The sequence below is a fragment of the Agarivorans sp. DSG3-1 genome (assembly GCF_046774965.1).
GTDB lineage: Bacteria > Pseudomonadota > Gammaproteobacteria > Enterobacterales > Celerinatantimonadaceae > Agarivorans.
The window spans coordinates 2,421,586-2,441,834 of record NZ_CP177241.1; the positions used below are offsets into that span (position 1 = coordinate 2,421,586).

Consider the following 20,249-nt stretch of genomic DNA (forward strand, 5'->3'; position numbering starts at 1 on the left):
TCGACACCGGTGCTTAGCCTATTACTGCGGTAAGCAAAGAAAGCAGCAAGGGAGTTGCTGGCTTATGAAATTATAAGAAACCAAGTTCTTTCATCAGGCTGCCTACGGTTTTCTCTTGTTGTTCTAAGAAACCGAAGAACTGGCCGTAAGGCACAAAGTTGTTTACCCAACCATTACGTGAGCGCACGGTTTCCCATTCGCCAGTGGCGTACATCTCTTTTAGCATGTCGGAAAACTTTTCAGCTTGCGCTTCACTGGTGCCTGGAGCGGCAAAGAAGCCACGCCAGTTAGCAAATACCGTATCGTTGCCCATTTCTTTTAGGGTAGGCACTTCTGGCGCGTCTTTTACCCGTTTCTCAGCGGTAATGGCTAGAATGCGTACTTGGTCATTTTTGGCCATATCAAGCGCTTCGCCCAAACCGGTTGATAACAGCGCCGTTTCACCAGAGAGCAAACCTGCCATAGCTTTACCGCCAGCGTCGTAAGCAACGTAGCGAAGCTTCATGGGATCTAAGCCTTCGTTTTTAATGGCTGCAGCTGCTATTAGGTGGTCTAAGCTACCTCGGGCGCTACCACCTGCTACTTTTACTTTGTTGGGGTTCTCTTTGAAGTCGGCAACAATTTGGTCCCAGTGAGTATATTTTGAATCTTTGCGAACAATCAGCGCACCGTAATCTGCAATGGTGGCAGCAATGGGGGTTAAATCGCGAAATGATTGTGGGAATACCCCGGTTAGTGAGCGCACCACGATCGGCGTGGAATTCACCATTAAGGTATGTTCTTGGGTTTTAGCGGTTTCGATTAAATGGGCAATCGCTTTGCCGCCACCGCCGCCGCTCATGTTTTGATAAGACACTTTATCGATAATGCCTGATTTCATTAAGGCTTCACCGGTACCACGTGCTGTGCCATCCCAGCCACCGCCGGCACCGCCGGGAATAAGAAAGTGAACTTCATCTGCTTGTACGGCACCACTTAGGCCGGTGGCCAATACAGCGGCCCCTATTAATGTTTTTACCAACTTAATCTTGGCTAACATGCTTGCTCTCCTTGTTGCATAGGGTTTCCAGCGTTGCTGGAAGTGATAGTTGCCAAAACTGAAAACGGCTTGCTGGCAAATAATGTTGAATTAATGTTAATCAATCGCTGGCATTTGGGAATGAAAGCCAAGTAATGGCTTTAAAGTCCATATTGGTGATTAAGTTCATATTGTTCACGGGAATAGGCGAGTGTGCTCGTGCTAAGCTGGATTGAGTTAACAAGGAAATGTTTCGATGTATCAACAAGCTCGCTTACCCAGCTACCGCGCAAGATTACTGTTGATAATGCTGATCTACAGCTTGATTCAGCTGAGCATTGTGGTGGTGACTAGCTATTGGTATGTCAGTGATTCTGAATACCAAGACAAGGGTGAGCGAGCGCTAGATGTTGCTAGAGTGGTGGCTAAACTGCCCGATGTAGTGAGCGCGGTTGCACGCAAAGATAGCGCTAGCCTGCAAACCTTAGCCGAAGAATTGCGCCGCACCATGGGCGCCAGCTTTATTGTGGTGGGAGACGCCAAGGGTATTCGCTTAGCCCACCCCAAAAGTGAACGGATAGGCAAACCCATGGTTGGGGGAGACAACCACGCTGCTTTGGTACTTGGCCAAGAATATGTGTCTCAAGCCAAAGGATCTTTAGGGGTATCGGTGCGCGGAAAAGTACCGGTGCGCAATAGCCAAAATGAGATTATTGGCATTGTCTCTGTGGGTTACTTGCTAGAAAAAATAGATGTGCAGCTACAACCTTATTTACACTTTATGGCGCTGTTAGTGATGGGGGTATTATCGCTAAATATGTTAATTGGCTGGTGGCTGGCTCAACGGATTAAAGATACATTGTTAGGTTTTGAACCTGAACAAATGACCCGCCTATATGCCGAGTTGCAAGCTACCTTGAATACCATTCGCGAAGGCGTTATCGCGATTAACCGCGAAGGCATTATTACTAACGTAAATGCCAATGCCATGCGCTTACTGGGTAAAGATGAACTCGGCCAGCCAGCCAACCCCGTAGGCATGGCCTTGCGTGATTGGTTGCCCGATAGCGATATGGTGGAGTTGCTTGATCAACCACAGGCGCAAAGCGATGTAGAGCTGCTACTCAATGGCCACTTGGTGATTGCTAATCGGGTGCCAATGAATGATCACAATCAACGCTTTATTGGCATGGTATCGAGTTTTCGTCGTAAGGATGAAATTACCCTGCTGACCAAACAACTCTCGCAAATTAAAGCCCATTCCGAAGCCTTGCGGGTGCAAAACCACGAGCATGCTAATCAGCTCAATACCATTGCGGGTTTAATCCAGTTGGGAGAAGGTGACAAAGCCCTAGCGTTTATTGGCCAAGCCAATGATCAATTCCAAGAATTGATTCACTTTTTAATTGAAGCGGTAGATGATTCGGTGATTGCGGGTTGTATTTTAGGTAAGTTTCATCGGGCGAGAGAGCTGGGGTTAGCGTTAAGCATTGACCCTGATAGCAGTTTACGAGATTTACCCGAACATTGTGGTTCAGAGCAAATCGTTACCATAGTAGCTAATTTGCTGGATAACGCCTTTGAGGCCACTCGGCATAGTGATAATCAACAAGCCGTGACATTATCAATGACTGATTTAGGTAACGATATCATCATTGAAGTGGAAGATTTTGCCGGTGGTATTCAAGATGCTTTACAGCCCAATATTTACAAGCAGGGCGTTACCACCAAAACCCAAGGCGACCATGGTATTGGATTATATTTGGTGAAAGAAACGGTGCAGATTTTACGGGGAAATGTAGAGTTTAGTAGTGATCAATCGGGTACACGTTTTACCGTATATATTCCCAAGCAGTTAAAGCAGGAGTAGCAATTTGATTCAGGTTCTTATTGTTGAAGACGACGCGGGTATTGCTGAAATTCATCGCCAGTATTTGCAGCGAGTCAGTGACTTTGACGTCTCGGGTATCGCCTTGAGTATTGCTGACGCAATGATTCACATTAATGCCAAGCCTCCACAATTATTGTTACTGGATGTCTACCTGCCAGATGGTACTGGTTTAGAGTTACTTAAATATATTCGCAGCCAAGATTTGGCGATTGATGTCATGCTACTTACCGCCGCCAAAGAAGCATCCACTTTGCAAGAAGCCCTGCGCAATGGCGTGTTTGATTACATTCTTAAACCGGTGGTTTTTCCGCGGCTGCAGGAATCACTGAATAACTACAAAAACTATCTGCGTAGGCTTGACCAAAATAGCTCTTTTGAGCAGCAAGACGTAGATAAGTTAATGCCGATGAGCGAAGGCGCCACGGCAGAAAGTAAGAAGCGTTTACCTAAGGGGGTAGACGCGGTCACCTTAGATAAAGTACGCGGCTTATTTACCGAGCATCCGGCGTTAACCGCTGAGCTAGCGGGTAAAGAAATTGGCAGTAGTCGAACTACGGCAAGGCGATATTTGGAATACTTAGTAAGTTGCAATGAGCTAAGCCCAGAAGTGGCTTACGGTGCAGTAGGCAGACCAGAGCGGGTGTATCATCGGCTAAAGTGACTTAGCTATTTTGTGCTGTCTATTTTAACGAATCACATAGCTGTTTAACTAAATCAATTTCATGCGTTAATGGCTTAAAAGGTGCCACATGATCAGCGATAGAGGCTCTTAGGTAGTCTGCTGCGACATACTCATAATACTGGGGTTCGATAGTTTCATGAAGTAAATAACTGGTTCTCGATTGTTTACTGAATGCCACACTGTAGATGGGTAACTCAATGTTATCTAATTGGCTTTCTCGATAAACTTTAAAGGTCTCTTTATTATTTGTGATGAAGTCATTTAGGTACGCTGACCAATCTGCATACCATTCTGAACCATCTGCTGTGGAGTTACCTATGATTGCAATTGCAAATCCTTGCCTATAGTCATCACATAGGTTTTGTTCTGTTGTTTTGATAGTGGTTACGGCTTGTCCACTGCACGCCACACATGCCAGAATTAACCCAATCAACGTTGCCTTATTCATTTAGTCATCCTTAATTTATATCACTAACGGTAATATATGATTGTTTGAGTTAGAGGTTTGGTTAAAAAAGTGCTTTGCTTCGTACTCAAATGTTGAGGCATCAAGTTTTCTGTCAAAATGTGGAGAGTCCATTTTTGAGAAATTTCCTCCCCAACGTAAGCCTGCTTTTTTCATGGCTGCAATAAAAAGCTTCGCTGAATTAGTAGCTTTTTGGGCTTTAAAAGTGGCACTAGTGTTCCAATTGCTGCCATCCACAATGTTAACATCTACAGCGTGACCAATGTAATGTTGGCTACGCTTTGCGGGTGTAACAACAGCACCTTTAGGTGGAATTCCTAACTGTCTTAATGATTGGTTTATGACGATCTTTAACCCTAACTTTTTAGCTTCGATGTTCATAGTCTTTATATAAGGCAGTAATGAAACAGATACAACAAACTCACCTTTTGTAACATGTTGATTTCTTAATAATTTAAAACTAGGGTTTAGCTCAATATTTGAGTAAGTAGTCGCTTTTAGGCGAATCAAATCACCCGTAGCTTGATAAGTATTGCTACTCCAAATAGCTAATTCTCGCCTAGTAGCTTTCGTTGTTTTACCCGATACAGCTTCATGAAATGTTGGTTTAACTGTAACGGTAGAGCCGTTTTTAATGCGGTAAGGAATAGTTTTCGCATTGCTTTGAAATAGCTTAAGAGCAAGATCCGTTTTGCCCCCAAAATCACCATCAACTTTGGCTACATATGTACCTACTTTCTTAAGTATAAGTTGTAGCTCTTCAACGTGACTATAAGTATCAGGGTGTGAAGAACCTCCCCATATTTTTTTCTTATCGTTATCACCACGGCGCAGCTCATACCCAGCAAAAAGTTCAAACTGCCCAGAAAGAACAGAGAAAAGTAGATTTGTTATCATACTAAGTCCATTTATTAGTGCTATTACTCTAATGAGAATATTGTCATTTTGTTGGGAGGTTACACAATTAATTGTTTTTATTTGTATATTTTTGTTCGGAAAGGCTCGCCGTGGCGAGCCTTTTTAGTTTCTTTTTTAATTAGTTGGTTGCGCTATCTGCTTGGCTAGTCATGCTTGAGCCAAAGATAATACCTTGGTCATTCACAGCCATATTCATTTGCGCTTTAATGCGGTAGTCCTTTAAGTCTAATAACTCTTCTGGTACTTCTTCACCGCTCATTTCAATGCCGCTTATGATCGGTTCAAACATTTGCTGGTAATCAATGTACATGCTGATTAAGCCATTGTTAGCCACCGGCTCTGCTGCAAGTTGTTCACTAACTTCGGCTGCACGTTCGCCGTTAAACAATACAAGGTGGTTACCTTTAAGGGCGAGTTGAGGCTGAATGTTCATGCTTGGCGGAATGGGTAATAGGCCTGTTAGGTCTACCGGGGTTCCGTCTGCAGGTAAGGTGATGCTGGCCAATTGTGGTGAGAACTGCTTAGCCATTTCAAACAACACTGCTGGGTTATCTGCCGATACACTTAAAATCGCGTCTAGGCTTTCCAGATCTTCTGGGCGGCTTATATCGGCTAGTTTGTAACTAAATACTGCCATGCCAACGCCTTTTAAGCCGTTTGCCATGCCCGTCATCATGCCCACCATGCCAGGGTTTTGCTGTTCCATGGCCATTTGCATCTCTTGTAGAGGCGCACATTGGTAACTTGGCTGGAGCATTTCTTCCCATACCGACAGTAGCGAGGGGACTAGTTGGTTTACATCAATCCCGTAGGCCATACTGAAAACAGCATCTTCGGTGTTTGAAGCGTAAGAAGGAATAAAACCACTCATCGATTGATAAGCCTTAAGCAATACGCTGTTATTACTCTCAACAACCATGCGCGCGCCAAAACTGCTTTCTTGCTCGGTAATGCTCAAGTTGTCAAAACCCATCACGGTTTTAGGCCAGTTGCTAACAATGGCACTAAATTCTTGGTCACAGGCAGGAGTGCGTAAATCTGCTAAGGCATTCTCATCACCGCTGGCTTGGGTAATTTTAGTCAGGTGTTTGGCCAATAAATTGCCGTCGCTGGTGGTTAACGCTTTAGCAATTACTTGGTGGTTTATAAAACCAATGCCGTCGTCGATAAAGTTGTGTTTAGTTAAGCTGTCTTGAATCAGTGTTGTATCGGCAATTGATTGGCTAGCCGGAGTCATTCCTAAGGCCATTTCTAACAGTTCACTATCGTTAAGTGAAGTATTAAGGGTAATGGTTAACAAGCCATTATTTACCGCTACCACTAGCTCAGCGCTGTCTTGGTCACCTTCATCACTTAATGGGTAAGTGCGGTAATCTAGCCCTTTTAAGTTTGCAGCTTTATGGCTGAAGCCACTTTGTTGCTCGGCATTGTCTAACCACGCCCAAATGGCGTCTGGCTTAGCCACTTCAACTTTAATCACTGGCACGGCGCCAAGGGTATACATGTAGCTGCGTATTTCATCGGCTAAACCAAAGGTATCTACAAAGGCTTGGCCGTCTTTAAGTGCCTCGCTGTAGCTTTTGAATAACGCGACAAAGAACTTACCACGAGGATCGCTAATGTCAGCATCGTCAAAGGCGTCTACTGGCAAGCTTTGGTAAGATCCAGATAAAGAGTTGATGTAGTTTTTCACCGGAAACGGCTTAAGGCTGGCTGAGAATATAGCCGTATCGGTAGGCACATAAGCCAATACGCCGCTGTCGGCTGTTGTTTGGTCTGCCTGTTGTGAATACCAATATCCGCCGGCTCCAGCACCAATAGCCAGTAAACCACCGGCGATAAGAACGTTCTTCATCTAAAACTCCATGTATTAATCGTTGATTACCTGTAGCTGAAACGCTCATGCTTCAACTTTAGGAAGAGGTAAATGGCGCTTATTAAATCATTGATAACCCGGCACTTCAATTACTAATAAAGTTAATAATTAAAGGGGTTTATGTTAACTAGTCGATTACTCTAATTAACTGGAAATCATCTATCCAGCCCCAGCTGTCTGCCGCTAAATCTAGATCTAGATTTAAGTTTAACTCTCCATTTTCTACTTTGATGGGCTGGGTGCTATAGCGTTGCCAATTGTTCCATCCTTTAGGCTCTATTTGTACGCTGCGTTCGGCTTTTGGCGTTACCGCCCGTAGAGCAATAGTGTCTTGTTTTAGTGGGCTTCCCATAACTTGAACACTTAATTCATAGAGGCCGGGAGGAAGGTTGGTAAGTTTTAGCGCTATTGTGGTGTTAAGGGCTGACTCGGCCCAGTAGTTAAGCGCATAATCACCGTTAAAAGCCTGCTTGTCACTGACCTTAATGGCTATGGGGGAAGGTGTATGCCAAGGCAATAAATTGCCACTTTCAAAGCTGGGGTTAGCCAGGAAATTTTCATTCTCAGAAACAAGCACTCGAGCGTGAACGGGTTGGCCATTAAGAGTGCTGCCTGTTAACTGATGTATTCCTGGCGCTAAGGATTTGGGCTGCTGCTCAAATGGCCAAGTTACGTTCACCTGTTTAACAGAATCATCGCTAAAAATAGCCATAACAGTAGTCGGTAATTGGATGTGTTGATTGCGGAAGAAGCTCAACTCAAGATCTTCAGTTTTGACTAGCTTAGCGAGGGCTGCTTGGGGTTTGCTCTCGCTAGAAAAAGCGTCAATAGATGGGAGTACCTGACCATTGATGTTAAAAAGTGCTTGGTTTTCCCACGCATTGCCGGCATCACTTATCCACCCCCCCCGTAACCAAGCTGGCTCCCAGTAAAATACGCCTACGCCTTTTTGTTCAGGGACATTTGCAACACTATTTATTACCGCGTTTAATGCGTTGGCTTGTCCTTTTTCTGTGGCTAAGAAGCCGCCATCAATTTGTTGCTGCTCACCAAAAATATTATCGGTGCTATCAAAATTTTCTAAGGTATAGGCGTAAGCTGTTTCGGCAACTAATACTCTTTTATTGTAGCGCTGGCTGATAGTATTTAGGTTGACTTGCAAATCCTCAATGCTGCCGTGCCAGTATGGGTAATAAGATACGCCGATAATATCGTAATCGAGCTTGGCTTGCGTAAAGGCATCAACAGTAGTGAGGTATTTATTGAGGTTAGTGCCGTCGGCCAAATGCAGCATGATGGGCAGTGAAGTTTGGGCTTGTAGTGCTGCATCTCTGCTTGCTTGAATACCTTGCTTAAGCAAGCTAATCGCCGCTGGGCTAGTGATGTTTTTACCTTGTGGCCACACTAAACCGTTATCAATTTCGTTGCCAATTTGCACCATGTCGGGAAAAACGGCGTGCTGCTGCATGTTGAGCAAGCTTTGGTGAGTAAATGTGTAAAGGGCTTGTTCACGCTCTAAGGGAGTTAGCTGTAGCCATTCGCCGGGCATCTTTTGATTACCCGGATCGGCCCAAAAATCACTGTAATGAAAATTGACTAGTACTTTCATATTGTGGGCTTTGGCCCGCTTAGCCAAAGTAATAGCGGTGGTTAAATCATTGTTTCCACCACCAATAGCGCCAACTATCTTTTTGCCGTTGGGGCTAACTTGTTCAGACCAATAAACGTTAGTGGGCTTATTCCACAGCCGGATCCGCACCCAGTTAATTTGATGATTACTGAGGATCTTGAAAATATCCTCGGCTTGACCTTGTTGGTTGTAAAACGTCACACCTTTAGCTTCAATTTCTAATAATGAGGAGATATCTACGCCGTTGATAAACTCGTTATAGTAAGTCGATGTATTTATATTGGTGCTAAGGCCTACGTTGTTTTTGAATGCAGCGGATTGAGATGTGTCACTGCTTTGGCAAGCAGTGACAATAAAGGGCAATAACAGTAAATAAGGGACGTTAAACAACTTGGTCATCGTCAACTCAAACAAGATAAACTAATGAGGATATTGGCAATTCTTGTTGATAGATGTTGTGAGCTAAGCGCTAATATTTGTTTTATTTACGATTTTTTCTAATTTGATATGTAGTTTCACATCTTATTGATTTTTATAATACTAAATGCTTAAATCCCGGCTTAGTGGTTTTCAGGGATGAAGTATGAAAAATGTAATTTTTTGTGTTGTTGCGGTACTTGGTTTGAACGGTTGTGCAATGACAGGGCCTACAGTGGAAGAAGTTGTAGCTACTTACCACACGGAATTGAATGCTCCACATAAAGAAACTATCCGTCAGAAGATTGTTGATAGCTGTTCTTTAGTTCGTTATAAGGATAACGATCTAGAGGGTGGCTGCTATCTATCGAGCGATGTAATAGTTTACGAGTTTAATATAACTAATAACCGTATTGAGTGGAGCCCACAAGCAGCTTCAACTATTACAAAATTGGCTCTTAGAGAAGTCTGTGAAGATGAAAACGAGGCACTTAAATACGGATTTGGCTTGTTAGTTAATCTCGAAGGGAAAAACGGTTTCGTGGGTAAACTAAAAAATTATAAAGATTGCGAAAATATCTAATTATTCTTTACCTTATTAAATGGGCTGACGCCTTTGCCTCAGCCTTATAATTTATAGATCGCTAGGCCAACTTGTCATGGCAAAGGTCGGCGTAGCCACTCCGCTTACATCTTCAAGCTCAACAGCAAATACACCGCCACTTAGCGGGTAGTCTCGGAGTTGTTGCTCACTCATGCCTTCGCTAGCGGTTACTATATAGAGTGTGCTTAAATCGGGGCCGCCAAAAGCACACTTGGTCACATTAAGTGCTGGAATCGCTATTTGTCGTTCGAGTTTTCCTTCTGGCGTATAACGGCTTACTTGTGCGCCATTGTAGTGAGCCACCCAAATATGCTGTTCGGCATCGATGGTGATGCCATCGGGGTTACCAAAGCTGCGATCTATTTCTAGCCAGTTTTCCAATTTAATGAGACTACCATCTTCAGCCAGTTTACTGCGTAAGATGCAGAAATTTTCAGTGTCTACAAAGTAGCCATAAGCTTGAGAAGGGCTAAACGTTGGACCATTGGTCACCCAATATTTGCCAGCCAGCGAGCTTAGTTTGAGATCTGGACTTAAGCGGTAAAACGAGCCTGAATCTTGTTTGAGTTGGCAATCCATTGAACCTAACCAAAGGTCGCCGTTTGGCGCTACCCAAGCATCATTAAGGCGATTATTAGGTAGCTGAGGTTCTGGGTCGATTAACGGGTAGCTGATGTTATTGCTTAGCAGCTTTATGCCGTCGGCATAAGTGGCGACAAAAGTACTCTGTTCACCCGGTATTTGAGTGGGCAAAATAGCGCTAATCATCGGTTTTTGTGACCAGGTTTGCTGTTGGCCGCTGGCTGGATGAAAACGGTGTAGGCTTTCTTTTAATATGTCGACCCAATACAAGGCTTGTTCTTGCTCAATCCAGATAACCCCTTCTCCTAAACGCGCTTGAGCTGGCCAGATACATTCTATCTTGGGGTTACTGTTCATCGTTATGTCCTTTACTAAATGCCCTTATAAGCGAGCATTTTCTCATTCAATTCGTTTGTTAGCGATGGTAACACTTCTTAATTAGGGGGTGATTTGTTTCATCAGTTTTCTACATTTTTGCGAGTTAGAGTAGGGCGTAAAGAGCATTTCTAAGGAAGGAGACCGTGCTGGTTTGTTTATGGTTAGCGTTACAGACAAAGCAACATTATCTTCATCGCTGAATACGTCGCTTAAAAGTTGTTTGTTTTGGATTTACATGAGGATGTGAAATCAGTTTGGAGGATTAAGCTAAATACGGATGGGCGGATAGAGTATTTGTTTGTATTTTATTTTCTTGGTAGAGGTAGTGTTTGCTCTTTGCTTTATACGTGGTTATTGACTCTTTTGTATTCGTTTTTGGCAAAGTTAAATGCTGTTTTTTGTTTGACTTGTTAGTGAAAAAACCAAATAAAATTAATGATTTAAATCAATGTGCCTGTGGGTTGCTCTATTTTGTTAGTTCTTTGTTTTGTAGCATTGTTCTCTATTAGTTATCGGTGCTGTTAAATTCCGAATAGCTAGATGTAAAGAGTATTTTGTACAAGGAAAGTAGAGCGGTATGTTGAGTGCCTAAGTTTTACTCTCCCCTGAAGGTATTGAGGAGATAATTATGCAAAGAGAGCAGTGGGGCTCCAGGGTTGGCTTTATTATGGCCGCCGTGGGTTCAGCAATTGGATTAGGCAACATTTGGCGCTTCCCTTATATGGCGTATGAGAACGGCGGTGGGGCATTTTTTATTCCTTATCTGTTCGCTATGTTATCGGCGGGCATTCCATTTATGATCATGGAGTTCAGCCTTGGCCATAAAATGCGTGGTGCAGCCCCTCAAGTGTTTGCAAAACTAGGGCGAAGATTAGAGTGGTTGGGTTGGTTTCAAGTATTTATCGCGTTTGCGATTGCGGTGTATTACGTTGCCGTAATTGGTTGGTCTATTTCTTATCTTGGATTTTCATTTACCCAAAGCTGGGGTGCAGATCCCAATACCTTCTTCTTTAGCGAATACCTAAAGTTGGGCGACAACAGTCCTAGCAATTTGGGGAGTGTTCAGCTGCATATTTTAGTCCCGGTAGTGATTGCTTGGCTAATTACCTATTCAGCGGTATTTACCGGGGTTAAAGGTGGTATTGAGCGCGCCAGCAAAATAATGATGCCTTTGCTATTTGTTATGGTGTTGGGATTAATTGTTCGAATGGCCTTTTTACCTGGAGCGGTAGAAGGTTTGAACTACCTATTTAAACCTGATTTTAGCAAAATCTTAGACGCATCGGTGTGGTCTGCCGCTTACGGGCAAATCTTTTTCACCCTAAGTGTCGGGTTTGCCATTATGCTGGCTTACTCTAGTTACCTGCCAAAAGATTCCGATATTGCCAATAACGCCTTCATGACCGTGTTAATTAACTGCGGTTTCTCGATTATGGCTGGCATCATGATTTTCGGTATTTTGGGTTACATGGCTGATCAGCAAGGTGTTGCTATTACCGAAGTGGTAAAAGCTGGCGTAGGCTTAGCTTTTGTTACTATTCCTACTGCTATTAATCTCTTGCCTGCTCCTTATATCTTAGGGCCATTATTTTTCTTAGCCCTAACGGTAGCGGGTTTAAGCTCAATGATTTCTATTATTGAAGCGGTAACATCGTCGGTAATTGACAAGTTTGGTTGTGGCCGTAAAAAGGCGGCTACAGCAGTATGCGGCGTAGCCCTATTTGTTTCTTTAGCCTTTACTACCAATGGCGGCTTATTGTTATTAGATGTGGTTGACTACTTCATGAATAACGTGGGTATTCTTGGTAGTTGTTTCCTTGAGCTCATCATAGTGGGTTGGATGCTGAAAGGTTTACCCGATTTACGTGAATACAGTAATCAACGCTCAGAGTTCCGTATTGGGGCTTGGTTTAATGTGTGTTTACGTTTTGTTAGCCCGGCCATTTTGTTGGTTATTTTAGTGACCAACTTTATCTCTTTGATATCAGAAGGCTATGGTGGCTACAATCAGTTTGATTTAATGACCTTTGGTTGGGGGCTCGTTGCGATTATGGTAGTGCTATCTATCATAGTAAGAAAACTACCTACTGCACCAGCAACACAGGAGTAATAACATGGAACTAAGTGCAATTATTATGATGGTTGTTGGTTTAGGGTTTACTTGGGGTGGGGCGGCTTTTTGTATCGCTAGAGCTATGAAGGCCAAGTAAGACTAAACACAACACTTTGAAACAAAAAGCCAAGCAACCTCGCTTGGCTTTTTTGTGGCTTAAAACTGATAAGTATAAGAAATGCTTGAAGTGGTGTTATGGCCATAATCGTCGTTGGATAAATTGACATTTCCACGAATACTTTGTTCTTGGTTGATGCGATAGCTTGCACCAATGCCGCCCCAAATTGATTGGTAATTATTAGATGCGACCGTTGTACCTAACCACGATACTAGCGACCATTGTTCATTAAAGGGACGAATGGCAAAACCACCAAGATAACCACCATAGTTGAGCTCACTGGTGTTTTTAGGATCAATCACCGACACTCCGCCCGTTGGAAAAACCATCCATTTTCCGGTATTCACACCAAACTCTGATAACGGTACATAGGTGCCCAAATTGTAACTAATGCGATCGGTATTGCCGTCTACATATAAATTAACAATGCCTTTTTCAAATAACCACGATCCTCCTAAGTACCAATCGTCACCGCTAGCATTCACTTTACCGCGTAACATGCGGCTATCGTCTAAACCTATTGAGGCATTAACGGTAAGCTCTCCGTCATAACCCACGCCTGCGCGCGTTACAATTTGAGTGGGATCTTCAATATGTTTTTCGCTAGCGCTTTGGCGCTCTTCAGCATTTAGTGTGCAGGCCCATAAAGTAAAGCAAGCAAAGAGAGCAAGGTATAAGGGGGCATTCATGGCGGCAAATGTAGTCACGTTGGCAAAAGGTGGCGCAATATATAGTAGCCGACGAGATAAAGAACTCATCTTGGCTAGTTGAATTAACTAACCGTTAAAAGTGACGCAAAGTGTGCGCTTTGTGCACTATAAGTCCGGAGTGTTTTGTTTAATATCATCTTGGCTGACTCGTTGTCTTGCATCTTCTGGTAGCTGATTAAGTAGGTTCACCACTTCTTTGGCTAACGCGCTTATTTGTTGATTACTATCACCCACCAACTCTTGGGCAAACGCCACATGAGAACCATTACCCGTAGCTCGTAAGGCCATTAAGGCATCGGCTCTAATCGATGCGTTAGGATCGTTAAGTAAGGGGTGGATTAACGGTACAGCCAAATAATTATTGGTTTGTGAAAGGGCATATAAGGCTTGGCTTCGCTGTTGATCTTGGTTGCTGTTAATGGCTTCTGATTGCTCGGCTACGTAGTCTTCAAGCAAACTATAGTCACCACGTTGGGCTAATACTTGAGCACTTATTCTACGAAGATTATCGTCATGTCCGTTGTCGTAAATGGCAGAAACTAAATAGTCAGGCAAGCTTTGTGGCTCTTGGCGCCATTCATAAATGATGCGAGAGAGCGCAGCCAGATCATTGGGATGTTCGCTAAGCAGCAAGGTGTTTATTTGCTCTTCTACGTCAAACGGGCTATTACTTGCGAGCTGGCGTAGGGCTGCAACCGTATCGCTGGCCGCTTGGTTGCTTGTGGCATTAGTCTCTATACCAATAGCGGCCTTATCTGTTTGTGCAGCGTTTGGTTGGGCATTGCTTGGTAGGTTTGCCTGGACGGTAATATTGCCAGTAGTTGGCTCACAGCGGGTAAGTAAAAGCTCTGCTTGCTGCAGTGAATGGCTAACTTGTTGTAATTGGACTTCCGCTAGGTGTAGTTTTTGACGCAGCCGTTTTAGGTCATCTTCCAGTACGCTGATGTCTTGTTCGGCCTCTCTGTTAAAGCCGGTGTGTTTTGCGGGGCTAAAAAAAAGTACCAAGGTGAGAACAGTGCTAGGGATGATTAATACTGCTGTTTTTAGTAAGCGCATTCAGCACGCCTTATTATTTTGCTTGTTTGTGAAATGCTTAATAAACATTAATAAAGAAACGGCCATAGGCCGTTTCTTTGAGTCATGCTAACTCGCCGAGTTTAGTTGAATTTAAACTGCTGATTGCTGGCATTGTGACAATTGTACTGGTTTACGTTAGCGCCATTGTTTTGGTTGGAGCTACCTACTTCAATACATTTGCTGCTGTGTTTAGCTTGCATAGTGAACCAACCACCGCCCTGATCGTACAGTTTGAATTGTTGGTTACCGCCGTTATGACAGGCATATTGATGAATGTTGGCTCCATTGTTAGTGGAAGGTCCCGCCACGTCTAAACACTTGCTGCTATGCTGGGCTTGAACAGTGTACCAACCACCACCTTGACTGAAGAAACGCCATTTTTGGTTGTTGCCGCCGCCACAATCATATTGCTGAATATTCGCGCCGTTGTTGTTACTTACACCCGCCACGTCTAAACATTTTTTACTGTGTTTAGCTTGTAACTTAACTGCGTAATTAGGAGGGGTAACACTAGAACCGTTGCCACCAACGTTATCACCGCTGCCGCTTTCGCCAACGGTGATATTTGAACTACCGCTGCTTTGGTAACCCTCGGTACCCATTACCATGTAGTCAAAGCTGCCTAGCTGAAGGCCACTACGACCCCAGGCATCAAAGTGATTGCCGGTGGTAATGGTTCCGCTTGAGCGTTTGTTACGGCGAATACTCCAGTACTGATAGAAGGTTGCATTGCCAACAATAGAGGGTTTATTAACTCGCTGAGTGCGATATAAATCGTAGGTGCCACCATCGGTGGTTACGGTGCCTAGGTTTTGAGCGCCAGTGCTAGGGTTATAACCAATCCAGTTTTCCACTACGTAGTATTCAACCAGTGGGTTACGCGTCCAGCCATATAATGCTAAGTAACTGGTGCCATTGGCTTGGTAGCTGCCCGAATAAGTCACATTTTTGCGACCGCCTGGCTTCCAACCTTTTCCGCCAACCCAGTTTTTTACATTCGACCAGCGTGATGAATAATTACCGCCGTTACCTAGGGTGAACGAGGCTTCATTACTGCCATTGTTTTCTGACCAAAATGAATAGAAGTAACCATTGTGGTAACCGGTTTGGTTGCTCGTTAGTGTTTGTGCTTGAACCGGTGACACTGAAATGATGGCGGCGCAAGCAATTGTTGTTACTAGGCCTTTTATACTTAGCACTTCTTTTGCAGCGTGGTGCAAGGTTGACGCTATGGTTGTATTCATTGTTATTCCTCTTGGGATTGCCCAAATGAATCGAAGAACTACAAGGCTTCGCTCATCCATGTTTTTAGAGGCGCTGGTTTATCTACAACGCTTCGATTTAGTGTTTAACTAAATTGGATTGAGCCTCCTCCCCCTTTAGGTGAAGTAATACAGCTGCGAACACCGCTTTATTTCGTAGTTACGCTACTTGTGGCTGTCCAGCTCACCGTTTGCGGTGAGACATTATTTAGTCATTGTTTACACTATTCACTTCATGTGTTTTGTTAGCGCTAACATTTTTGCTTGATTTTAGGCCCAAATATTTTGGTTTAGGTAATTAAAGTCCAAGCTCACTCTTGATGTGAGTGATTTTTAAACGCTTGCAGATTAAAGCCCTGAGACTTGAATGGGTCAAGCCTATGGGTGGAGCTTTAACTTGAACAAAGCGGGTAGGGCGGGATTAAACTTCGATCTGCTTCACGAAAAAGCGAGGATTACTATTATTGAGTTATGATGTTTTAAAGATGAAGTTTTGATTCATTGACCGCTCATATCGGGGCTTTAGCTAATCAATATTAAAAGTGAAGGGCAATAGAGAGAGAAAATAATGTGCAAAATTTCGCATGTATTAACAATTTTTCACTTTAGTGATAATAATGTGTTTAATGAAGGTTTTGCGTAATTGGGAGTGAAAAAACATGAGTGTCTAAGTGGCCACTTAAATGCCTAAGTTCAGACAGTATTCGCCGAGCAGAATTTGCTCGGCTTTTGATTTATTGGCTATTTAGCCTGTTTAATTCCTATATTTTTATACGTGACTTGGCTAATGGCTAAGCCTTGCCAGCTCTTTAACGCTTCAGCTTTACTCTCTTTGGCATAATAGAAATAAGGCTGGCGCAATACAGCTTGGTCGGCGGGCATGGCAAAGTATAAACGAGCACTTTCTCCGCTCAGTTGGGCGCTGGTGAGGTAGGCGACTAATGCGTGCTCCAACGCGTGATAATCACTTTTCCAAAGATGTATTTTCAGCCCTTGATTAGCCACCGGGTAGGTGCCACCATCTTTGGCAACAAAACGGTCAAACCATTGCGGATAAGTGCTGACTAAATACTGCTGAGCATTGGGGTCTACCAAGGCTAAACTGGCTGCCGATTGGTCGAGTTCAGCATATTCCCACCAGATAGCGGGCGCGCCATTAGGGAGCCGCCGCCAACCGCCGTCGCCTTGCTCAATAAACGCTGCGGCTAAGGTGTCTTGTAAGCCTTGTTGGCTTTGTTTGGCAAGTTGCTGTTTACCTAAATACTCAGCGGCTAGCCAACTCATCCACCACGATTTAGCGGTGTGCCCATAATCGTTATGGCGAGAGGAGTCGAGTTGGTAATCTGCACCGTGTTTAGTCCCCCAAAATCGATGATCTTGAGGGCGTAAAAACTGACTCATTATGGTGTCTAACAGTTTACCTAAATCAGCATCCCATTGGCTTTTGTGTGGCTCTGGTAATAGTGGAGCAATCAGCAACATATACGCATTGATTTGATCCAATTGAGCCACTAACTCTATCTCTTCACCACTGCCATTATTAGACGGCGCGTTTACCCAGCGAAGTCGTTGAGCTTGCTCATCCCAGTATTGTTTAAAAATATAATCCTTAACTTTAAGTAAATCGGCAAGCACCTGTGTGTCGCCACTTAAGTAATAATAAAAGGCCATACCAAGCTGGGCATAGGCTAAATCTTGTGTGGTACGCTGCTTGGCAGAGAATTTAGATTGGCCGTTTTCAGTTACGCTAACCACCGAGCCTTGCTCTTCGAGTAAATGATTGCGTAAATAATCTACGCCTGCTTTAGCCAGCTCTAAGGCTTGTTTATCGCCGGTTAAGTGAAAAATAACGCCATATACAAAAGTATGTCGCGCTTGCATTCGCGTGTAGCTTTCAGCGAGATGAGGTTTCATCCAATCGGGTGCAAAGGCTAAATCGTTGCAAGGGTCTATAGCTTGATACAAAGATCCGTCGTTACAGCGAAAGGTAGGGAAGTTGCCCATGGGCTCACCAGCAGCATCTTGATGAAGCCAAAAGGGTGCAAGTTCGTTTTCAACACTGTCTAACCAACGTTGCGGCGAAGGAATGGCGTTATTCGCTGCTTGGGCATTTCCTCCCGCCAACAAACAGACACTGAGTAATACTCGTTTCACAGGCTAACCCCTTTAGCGCATTGAATATTAGCTAATTTTAGCTAACAGCAAAAAGAAAAAATCAGCGTTAAAGCACAGTTTCAATAGGGTTATTTATATTTGTATCAAGAAAAAGCGATAGCAAGCTGCTATCGCTTTGGTTGGGTTAACCGCCCTGTTTAAACTGCTTGCTACTGTTTTGAACTCGTCGGTAGAACTTTCCTAGTTCTTTATCGGCAAATCGCCTTTCAGCAATGCTAGCGGCGTTAAACTGCTGTTCGCGCATTAGCTTTTGATAATTAACCAGTCGGCGCTCTTCTAATTCACCCTTGTTAATCGCCAGCCTAACTTGGCAGCCAGGTTCGCTGTTGTGTTGGCAATCACCAAACTTGCACTGTTGAGCTAATTCAGTGATGTCATTAAAGGTGGCGTTTACCCCCTCTTCACAATCGCTAAGTTGTAACTCTCGCATGCCCGGTGTATCTAGCAATAATCCGCCTTTGGCCATTAAATGCATAGCGCGAGCAGTAGTGGTGTGACGACCTTTACTATCAGCTTCTCTAATGGCTGCGGTTTCACTGCTTTGCTCACCTAACAGGGTATTGATTAAGGTTGATTTACCAACACCAGAAGATCCCATAAACGCCACTGTTTGGCCTTGTTTACACCTGGGCTCTAGTTTGGCAACGTCTTGAGTATCAAGCGCATTTACTGCTTCAACCAGTAACATGGGGTCTAACTGTTGTACCTGTTGAACATAGTGCGGTACGTCGTTGCAAGTATCGGCTTTACTTAACACTACTACTGGGTCAACGTTAGCGTCGTTAGCCATTGCTAAATAGCGTTCTATACGACTTAGGTTAAAGTTGTTGTTTAAGGAACAAACAATAAACACCGTATCTACGTTAGCGGCAATTAGCTGCAATTCAGCGCGTGTACCTACTGCCTTTCGACTAAATAAGGTCGCCGGATCTAAGTGTTTACAAAACCTAGGCTCGCCATTGTTTTCATCTATCAATAGCCAGTCACCCACTGCCATCTTAGGCATGTTAGGTGTAATGCCAATACGTTGCATGGCCGTTTCAGTTGCTACCACGTATTCACTACGGTGTTGCTCAAATACGCGAGCAGGTATACACGAATCAAGTTCGTCTAAAGTAAGTTGTTGTTGAAAAAAGGGTTTCCATCCAAGTTGAGATAGAGAAAAAGAATTACCCATTGAGATTACCCCAAGCACATTGGTGCTATGTAAAAATAATATAGGGGTCGTTATTACGCCCCGGTGATTACCGGGCTGAGCAGGAGAGAGTTATTACGCTTGTTCCTGAGCCCGTGGAGTGTTGATTACAATCATTTTGTATCCTCGCTATTGACTAAAAATCGCTTAAATAATATCAAAAAATGAGTGCTACACCCATAATTACTTGAATAGTGATTGAGATAAATCTGGTCTAGGCAAAGAGGAACCCAAAATACTTAGGCTGTTTAAAACGTTTTTGTTGGTAAATGCGTATAAATAGCAAAGCCTTAGCGAATATTGCGGGCAAAAGAGGAGTAGCGTTAACTATGCATTATTTTCGAGCTGCGCATGAGCGTGGATCTGCAGACTTGGGATGGCTTAAAAGCCAACACAGCTTTTCATTTGCTAATTATCATGATCCTCAGCATATGGGATATTCAGTGCTACGGGTGATCAACCAGGATCAAGTCGCGCCTGGAAAAGGTTTTGATACTCACCAGCATCGCGATATGGAAATTATCTCTTACGTTACCAAAGGTGCGGTTGAGCATATCGATAGTATGGGTAACAAGTACCAGGTGCCAGCCGGAGACATTCAAGTGATGAGCGCAGGCACTGGTGTCAGTCATTCCGAATACAATGCCAGTAGCTCTGATGCCTTGGAGTTTTTGCAAATTTGGATAAAGCCACAACACAATGGATTAGTCCCCCGTTATCAGCAGGCTACTATCCAGCAAGATTCAAAGCTTACCGCGCTAGTGACACCAGACGGCCGCGATGGCTCATTGGTGATGCAGCAAGATGCAGCCCTTTATCGTTTGGTGCTAGCACCAGATCAATCTTTTGAGCTTGAAGTGATGAAAGCCTGTGGTTATTTGCAGGTAATAAGTGGCGCGGCAAATTTGCAGCAGCTTTCTGGTTCTGCCCACACGGTTCGACCTGGTGATGGAGTAGGGGTATCAGGAGAGCAAGCGCTAACTATCACGACTGAAAATTACCCTTTAGAAGCGCTTTGGTTTGATTTGCCGAGTGCATAAACACTCACTCTGAATGAGTTTGCTAACGCTAGTTAGCATGACGGTAGTAATTCGATGCACATAAATCTCTTTGGAGGGTTGTTTACGGAGGTTTGTT

General features: G+C 43.8%; 17 protein-coding genes. 6 read left to right on the forward strand and 11 right to left on the reverse strand.

All coding sequences use genetic code 11. From position 1 onward, the window contains the following. Positions 1-70: 70 nt before the first annotated feature. Positions 71-1,039 (reverse strand): tripartite tricarboxylate transporter substrate binding protein, encoded by a 969-nt coding sequence (locus ACLD71_RS11310; RefSeq protein ID WP_137672044.1) that lies wholly within the window; start codon positions 1,037-1,039, stop codon positions 71-73. Between the two features lie 235 nt (positions 1,040-1,274). Between ACLD71_RS11310 and ACLD71_RS11315 the strand changes: the two genes are divergently transcribed. Then, a complete protein-coding gene (locus ACLD71_RS11315; RefSeq protein WP_411990767.1) occupies positions 1,275-2,888 on the forward strand; it encodes an ATP-binding protein in 1,614 nt (537 codons plus the stop codon). A gap of 4 nt (positions 2,889-2,892) precedes the next feature. Beyond that, positions 2,893-3,570, forward strand: coding sequence for a response regulator (locus ACLD71_RS11320; protein WP_411990768.1), 678 nt, complete (start codon positions 2,893-2,895; stop codon positions 3,568-3,570). A gap of 19 nt (positions 3,571-3,589) precedes the next feature. Here ACLD71_RS11320 and ACLD71_RS11325 read toward each other — a convergent pair whose 3' ends face one another. From ACLD71_RS11325 to ACLD71_RS11340, 4 genes are all read right to left on the reverse strand, one after another. Next, a complete protein-coding gene (locus ACLD71_RS11325) occupies positions 3,590-4,039 on the reverse strand; it encodes a hypothetical protein (RefSeq protein ID WP_137672041.1) in 450 nt (149 codons plus the stop codon). Positions 4,040-4,054: 15 nt separating this feature from the next. Then, positions 4,055-4,954, reverse strand: a complete 900-nt coding sequence (locus tag ACLD71_RS11330) for a M15 family metallopeptidase (protein ID WP_411990769.1) — start codon at positions 4,952-4,954, stop codon at positions 4,055-4,057. A gap of 139 nt (positions 4,955-5,093) precedes the next feature. Then, the gene (locus ACLD71_RS11335) at positions 5,094-6,830 is read right to left on the reverse strand and encodes a hypothetical protein (RefSeq protein ID WP_411990770.1); all 1,737 of its coding nucleotides are present in this window, start codon (positions 6,828-6,830) and stop codon (positions 5,094-5,096) included. A 148-nt stretch (positions 6,831-6,978) separates the two neighbouring features. Then, positions 6,979-8,880: a glycosyl hydrolase 53 family protein gene (locus ACLD71_RS11340; RefSeq protein WP_411990771.1), complete on the reverse strand. Its 1,902-nt coding sequence runs from the start codon at positions 8,878-8,880 to the stop codon at positions 6,979-6,981. A 184-nt stretch (positions 8,881-9,064) separates the two neighbouring features. Here ACLD71_RS11340 and ACLD71_RS11345 point away from each other — a divergent pair, with 184 nt between their 5' ends. Continuing rightward, entirely contained in the window at positions 9,065-9,481 is a 417-nt protein-coding gene (locus tag ACLD71_RS11345) for a hypothetical protein (protein ID WP_137672037.1), read from the forward strand. Positions 9,482-9,532: 51 nt separating this feature from the next. Here the strand turns inward: ACLD71_RS11345 and ACLD71_RS11350 are convergent, their stop codons facing one another. Next, positions 9,533-10,441 carry an SMP-30/gluconolactonase/LRE family protein gene (locus tag ACLD71_RS11350; RefSeq protein ID WP_411990772.1) on the reverse strand — a complete coding sequence of 303 codons (909 nt, stop codon included), beginning with the start codon at positions 10,439-10,441 and terminating at the stop codon, positions 9,533-9,535. 649 nt (positions 10,442-11,090) lie between these two features. Here ACLD71_RS11350 and ACLD71_RS11355 point away from each other — a divergent pair. Beyond that, positions 11,091-12,572 (forward strand): sodium-dependent transporter, encoded by a 1,482-nt coding sequence (locus ACLD71_RS11355; protein WP_137672035.1) that lies wholly within the window; start codon positions 11,091-11,093, stop codon positions 12,570-12,572. A 4-nt stretch (positions 12,573-12,576) separates the two neighbouring features. Next, complete coding sequence (locus tag ACLD71_RS11360; RefSeq protein WP_137672034.1) at positions 12,577-12,672, forward strand: MetS family NSS transporter small subunit; 96 nt, start codon at positions 12,577-12,579, stop codon at positions 12,670-12,672. A gap of 59 nt (positions 12,673-12,731) precedes the next feature. On the opposite strand, the gene ACLD71_RS11365 is transcribed toward ACLD71_RS11360, so the two are convergent. The 5 genes from ACLD71_RS11365 to rsgA form a co-directional block, all read right to left on the reverse strand. Further along, entirely contained in the window at positions 12,732-13,451 is a 720-nt protein-coding gene (locus ACLD71_RS11365; protein ID WP_411990773.1) for a hypothetical protein, read from the reverse strand. Between the two features lie 57 nt (positions 13,452-13,508). Then, entirely contained in the window at positions 13,509-14,459 is a 951-nt protein-coding gene (locus ACLD71_RS11370) for a HEAT repeat domain-containing protein (RefSeq protein WP_411990774.1), read from the reverse strand. 101 nt (positions 14,460-14,560) lie between these two features. Continuing rightward, on the reverse strand, positions 14,561-15,724 hold the full coding sequence (locus ACLD71_RS11375; RefSeq protein ID WP_411990775.1) for a glycoside hydrolase family 11 protein: 1,164 nt from the start codon (positions 15,722-15,724) through the stop codon (positions 14,561-14,563). Between the two features lie 759 nt (positions 15,725-16,483). Further along, on the reverse strand, positions 16,484-17,896 hold the full coding sequence (locus ACLD71_RS11380) for a hypothetical protein (RefSeq protein ID WP_411990776.1): 1,413 nt from the start codon (positions 17,894-17,896) through the stop codon (positions 16,484-16,486). Between the two features lie 145 nt (positions 17,897-18,041). Beyond that, positions 18,042-19,094, reverse strand: coding sequence for a ribosome small subunit-dependent GTPase A (rsgA, locus tag ACLD71_RS11385; RefSeq protein WP_411990777.1), 1,053 nt, complete (start codon positions 19,092-19,094; stop codon positions 18,042-18,044). Between the two features lie 347 nt (positions 19,095-19,441). Between rsgA and ACLD71_RS11390 the strand changes: the two genes are divergently transcribed. Continuing rightward, positions 19,442-20,152, forward strand: coding sequence for a pirin family protein (locus ACLD71_RS11390; protein ID WP_411990778.1), 711 nt, complete (start codon positions 19,442-19,444; stop codon positions 20,150-20,152). Positions 20,153-20,249: the final 97 nt, after the last annotated feature.

Bases quoted from the DNA above. Each gene is read 5' to 3' on its own strand.
- ACLD71_RS11375 (WP_411990775.1), bottom strand. From the start codon at position 15,724: ATGAATACAACCATAGCGTCAACCTTGCACCACGCTGCAAAAGAAGTG.
- ACLD71_RS11370 (WP_411990774.1), bottom strand. From the start codon at position 14,459: ATGCGCTTACTAAAAACAGCAGTATTAATCATCCCTAGCACTGTTCTC.
- ACLD71_RS11365 (WP_411990773.1), bottom strand. From the start codon at position 13,451: ATGAGTTCTTTATCTCGTCGGCTACTATATATTGCGCCACCTTTTGCC.
- ACLD71_RS11335 (WP_411990770.1), bottom strand. From the start codon at position 6,830: ATGAAGAACGTTCTTATCGCCGGTGGTTTACTGGCTATTGGTGCTGGA.
- ACLD71_RS11360 (WP_137672034.1), top strand. From the start codon at position 12,577: ATGGAACTAAGTGCAATTATTATGATGGTTGTTGGTTTAGGGTTTACT.
- rsgA (WP_411990777.1), bottom strand. From the start codon at position 19,094: ATGGGTAATTCTTTTTCTCTATCTCAACTTGGATGGAAACCCTTTTTT.
- ACLD71_RS11345 (WP_137672037.1), top strand. From the start codon at position 9,065: ATGAAAAATGTAATTTTTTGTGTTGTTGCGGTACTTGGTTTGAACGGT.
- ACLD71_RS11390 (WP_411990778.1), top strand. From the start codon at position 19,442: ATGCATTATTTTCGAGCTGCGCATGAGCGTGGATCTGCAGACTTGGGA.
- ACLD71_RS11340 (WP_411990771.1), bottom strand. From the start codon at position 8,880: ATGACCAAGTTGTTTAACGTCCCTTATTTACTGTTATTGCCCTTTATT.
- ACLD71_RS11330 (WP_411990769.1), bottom strand. From the start codon at position 4,954: ATGATAACAAATCTACTTTTCTCTGTTCTTTCTGGGCAGTTTGAACTT.
- ACLD71_RS11350 (WP_411990772.1), bottom strand. From the start codon at position 10,441: ATGAACAGTAACCCCAAGATAGAATGTATCTGGCCAGCTCAAGCGCGT.
- ACLD71_RS11325 (WP_137672041.1), bottom strand. From the start codon at position 4,039: ATGAATAAGGCAACGTTGATTGGGTTAATTCTGGCATGTGTGGCGTGC.
- ACLD71_RS11355 (WP_137672035.1), top strand. From the start codon at position 11,091: ATGCAAAGAGAGCAGTGGGGCTCCAGGGTTGGCTTTATTATGGCCGCC.
- ACLD71_RS11315 (WP_411990767.1), top strand. From the start codon at position 1,275: ATGTATCAACAAGCTCGCTTACCCAGCTACCGCGCAAGATTACTGTTG.
- ACLD71_RS11310 (WP_137672044.1), bottom strand. From the start codon at position 1,039: ATGTTAGCCAAGATTAAGTTGGTAAAAACATTAATAGGGGCCGCTGTA.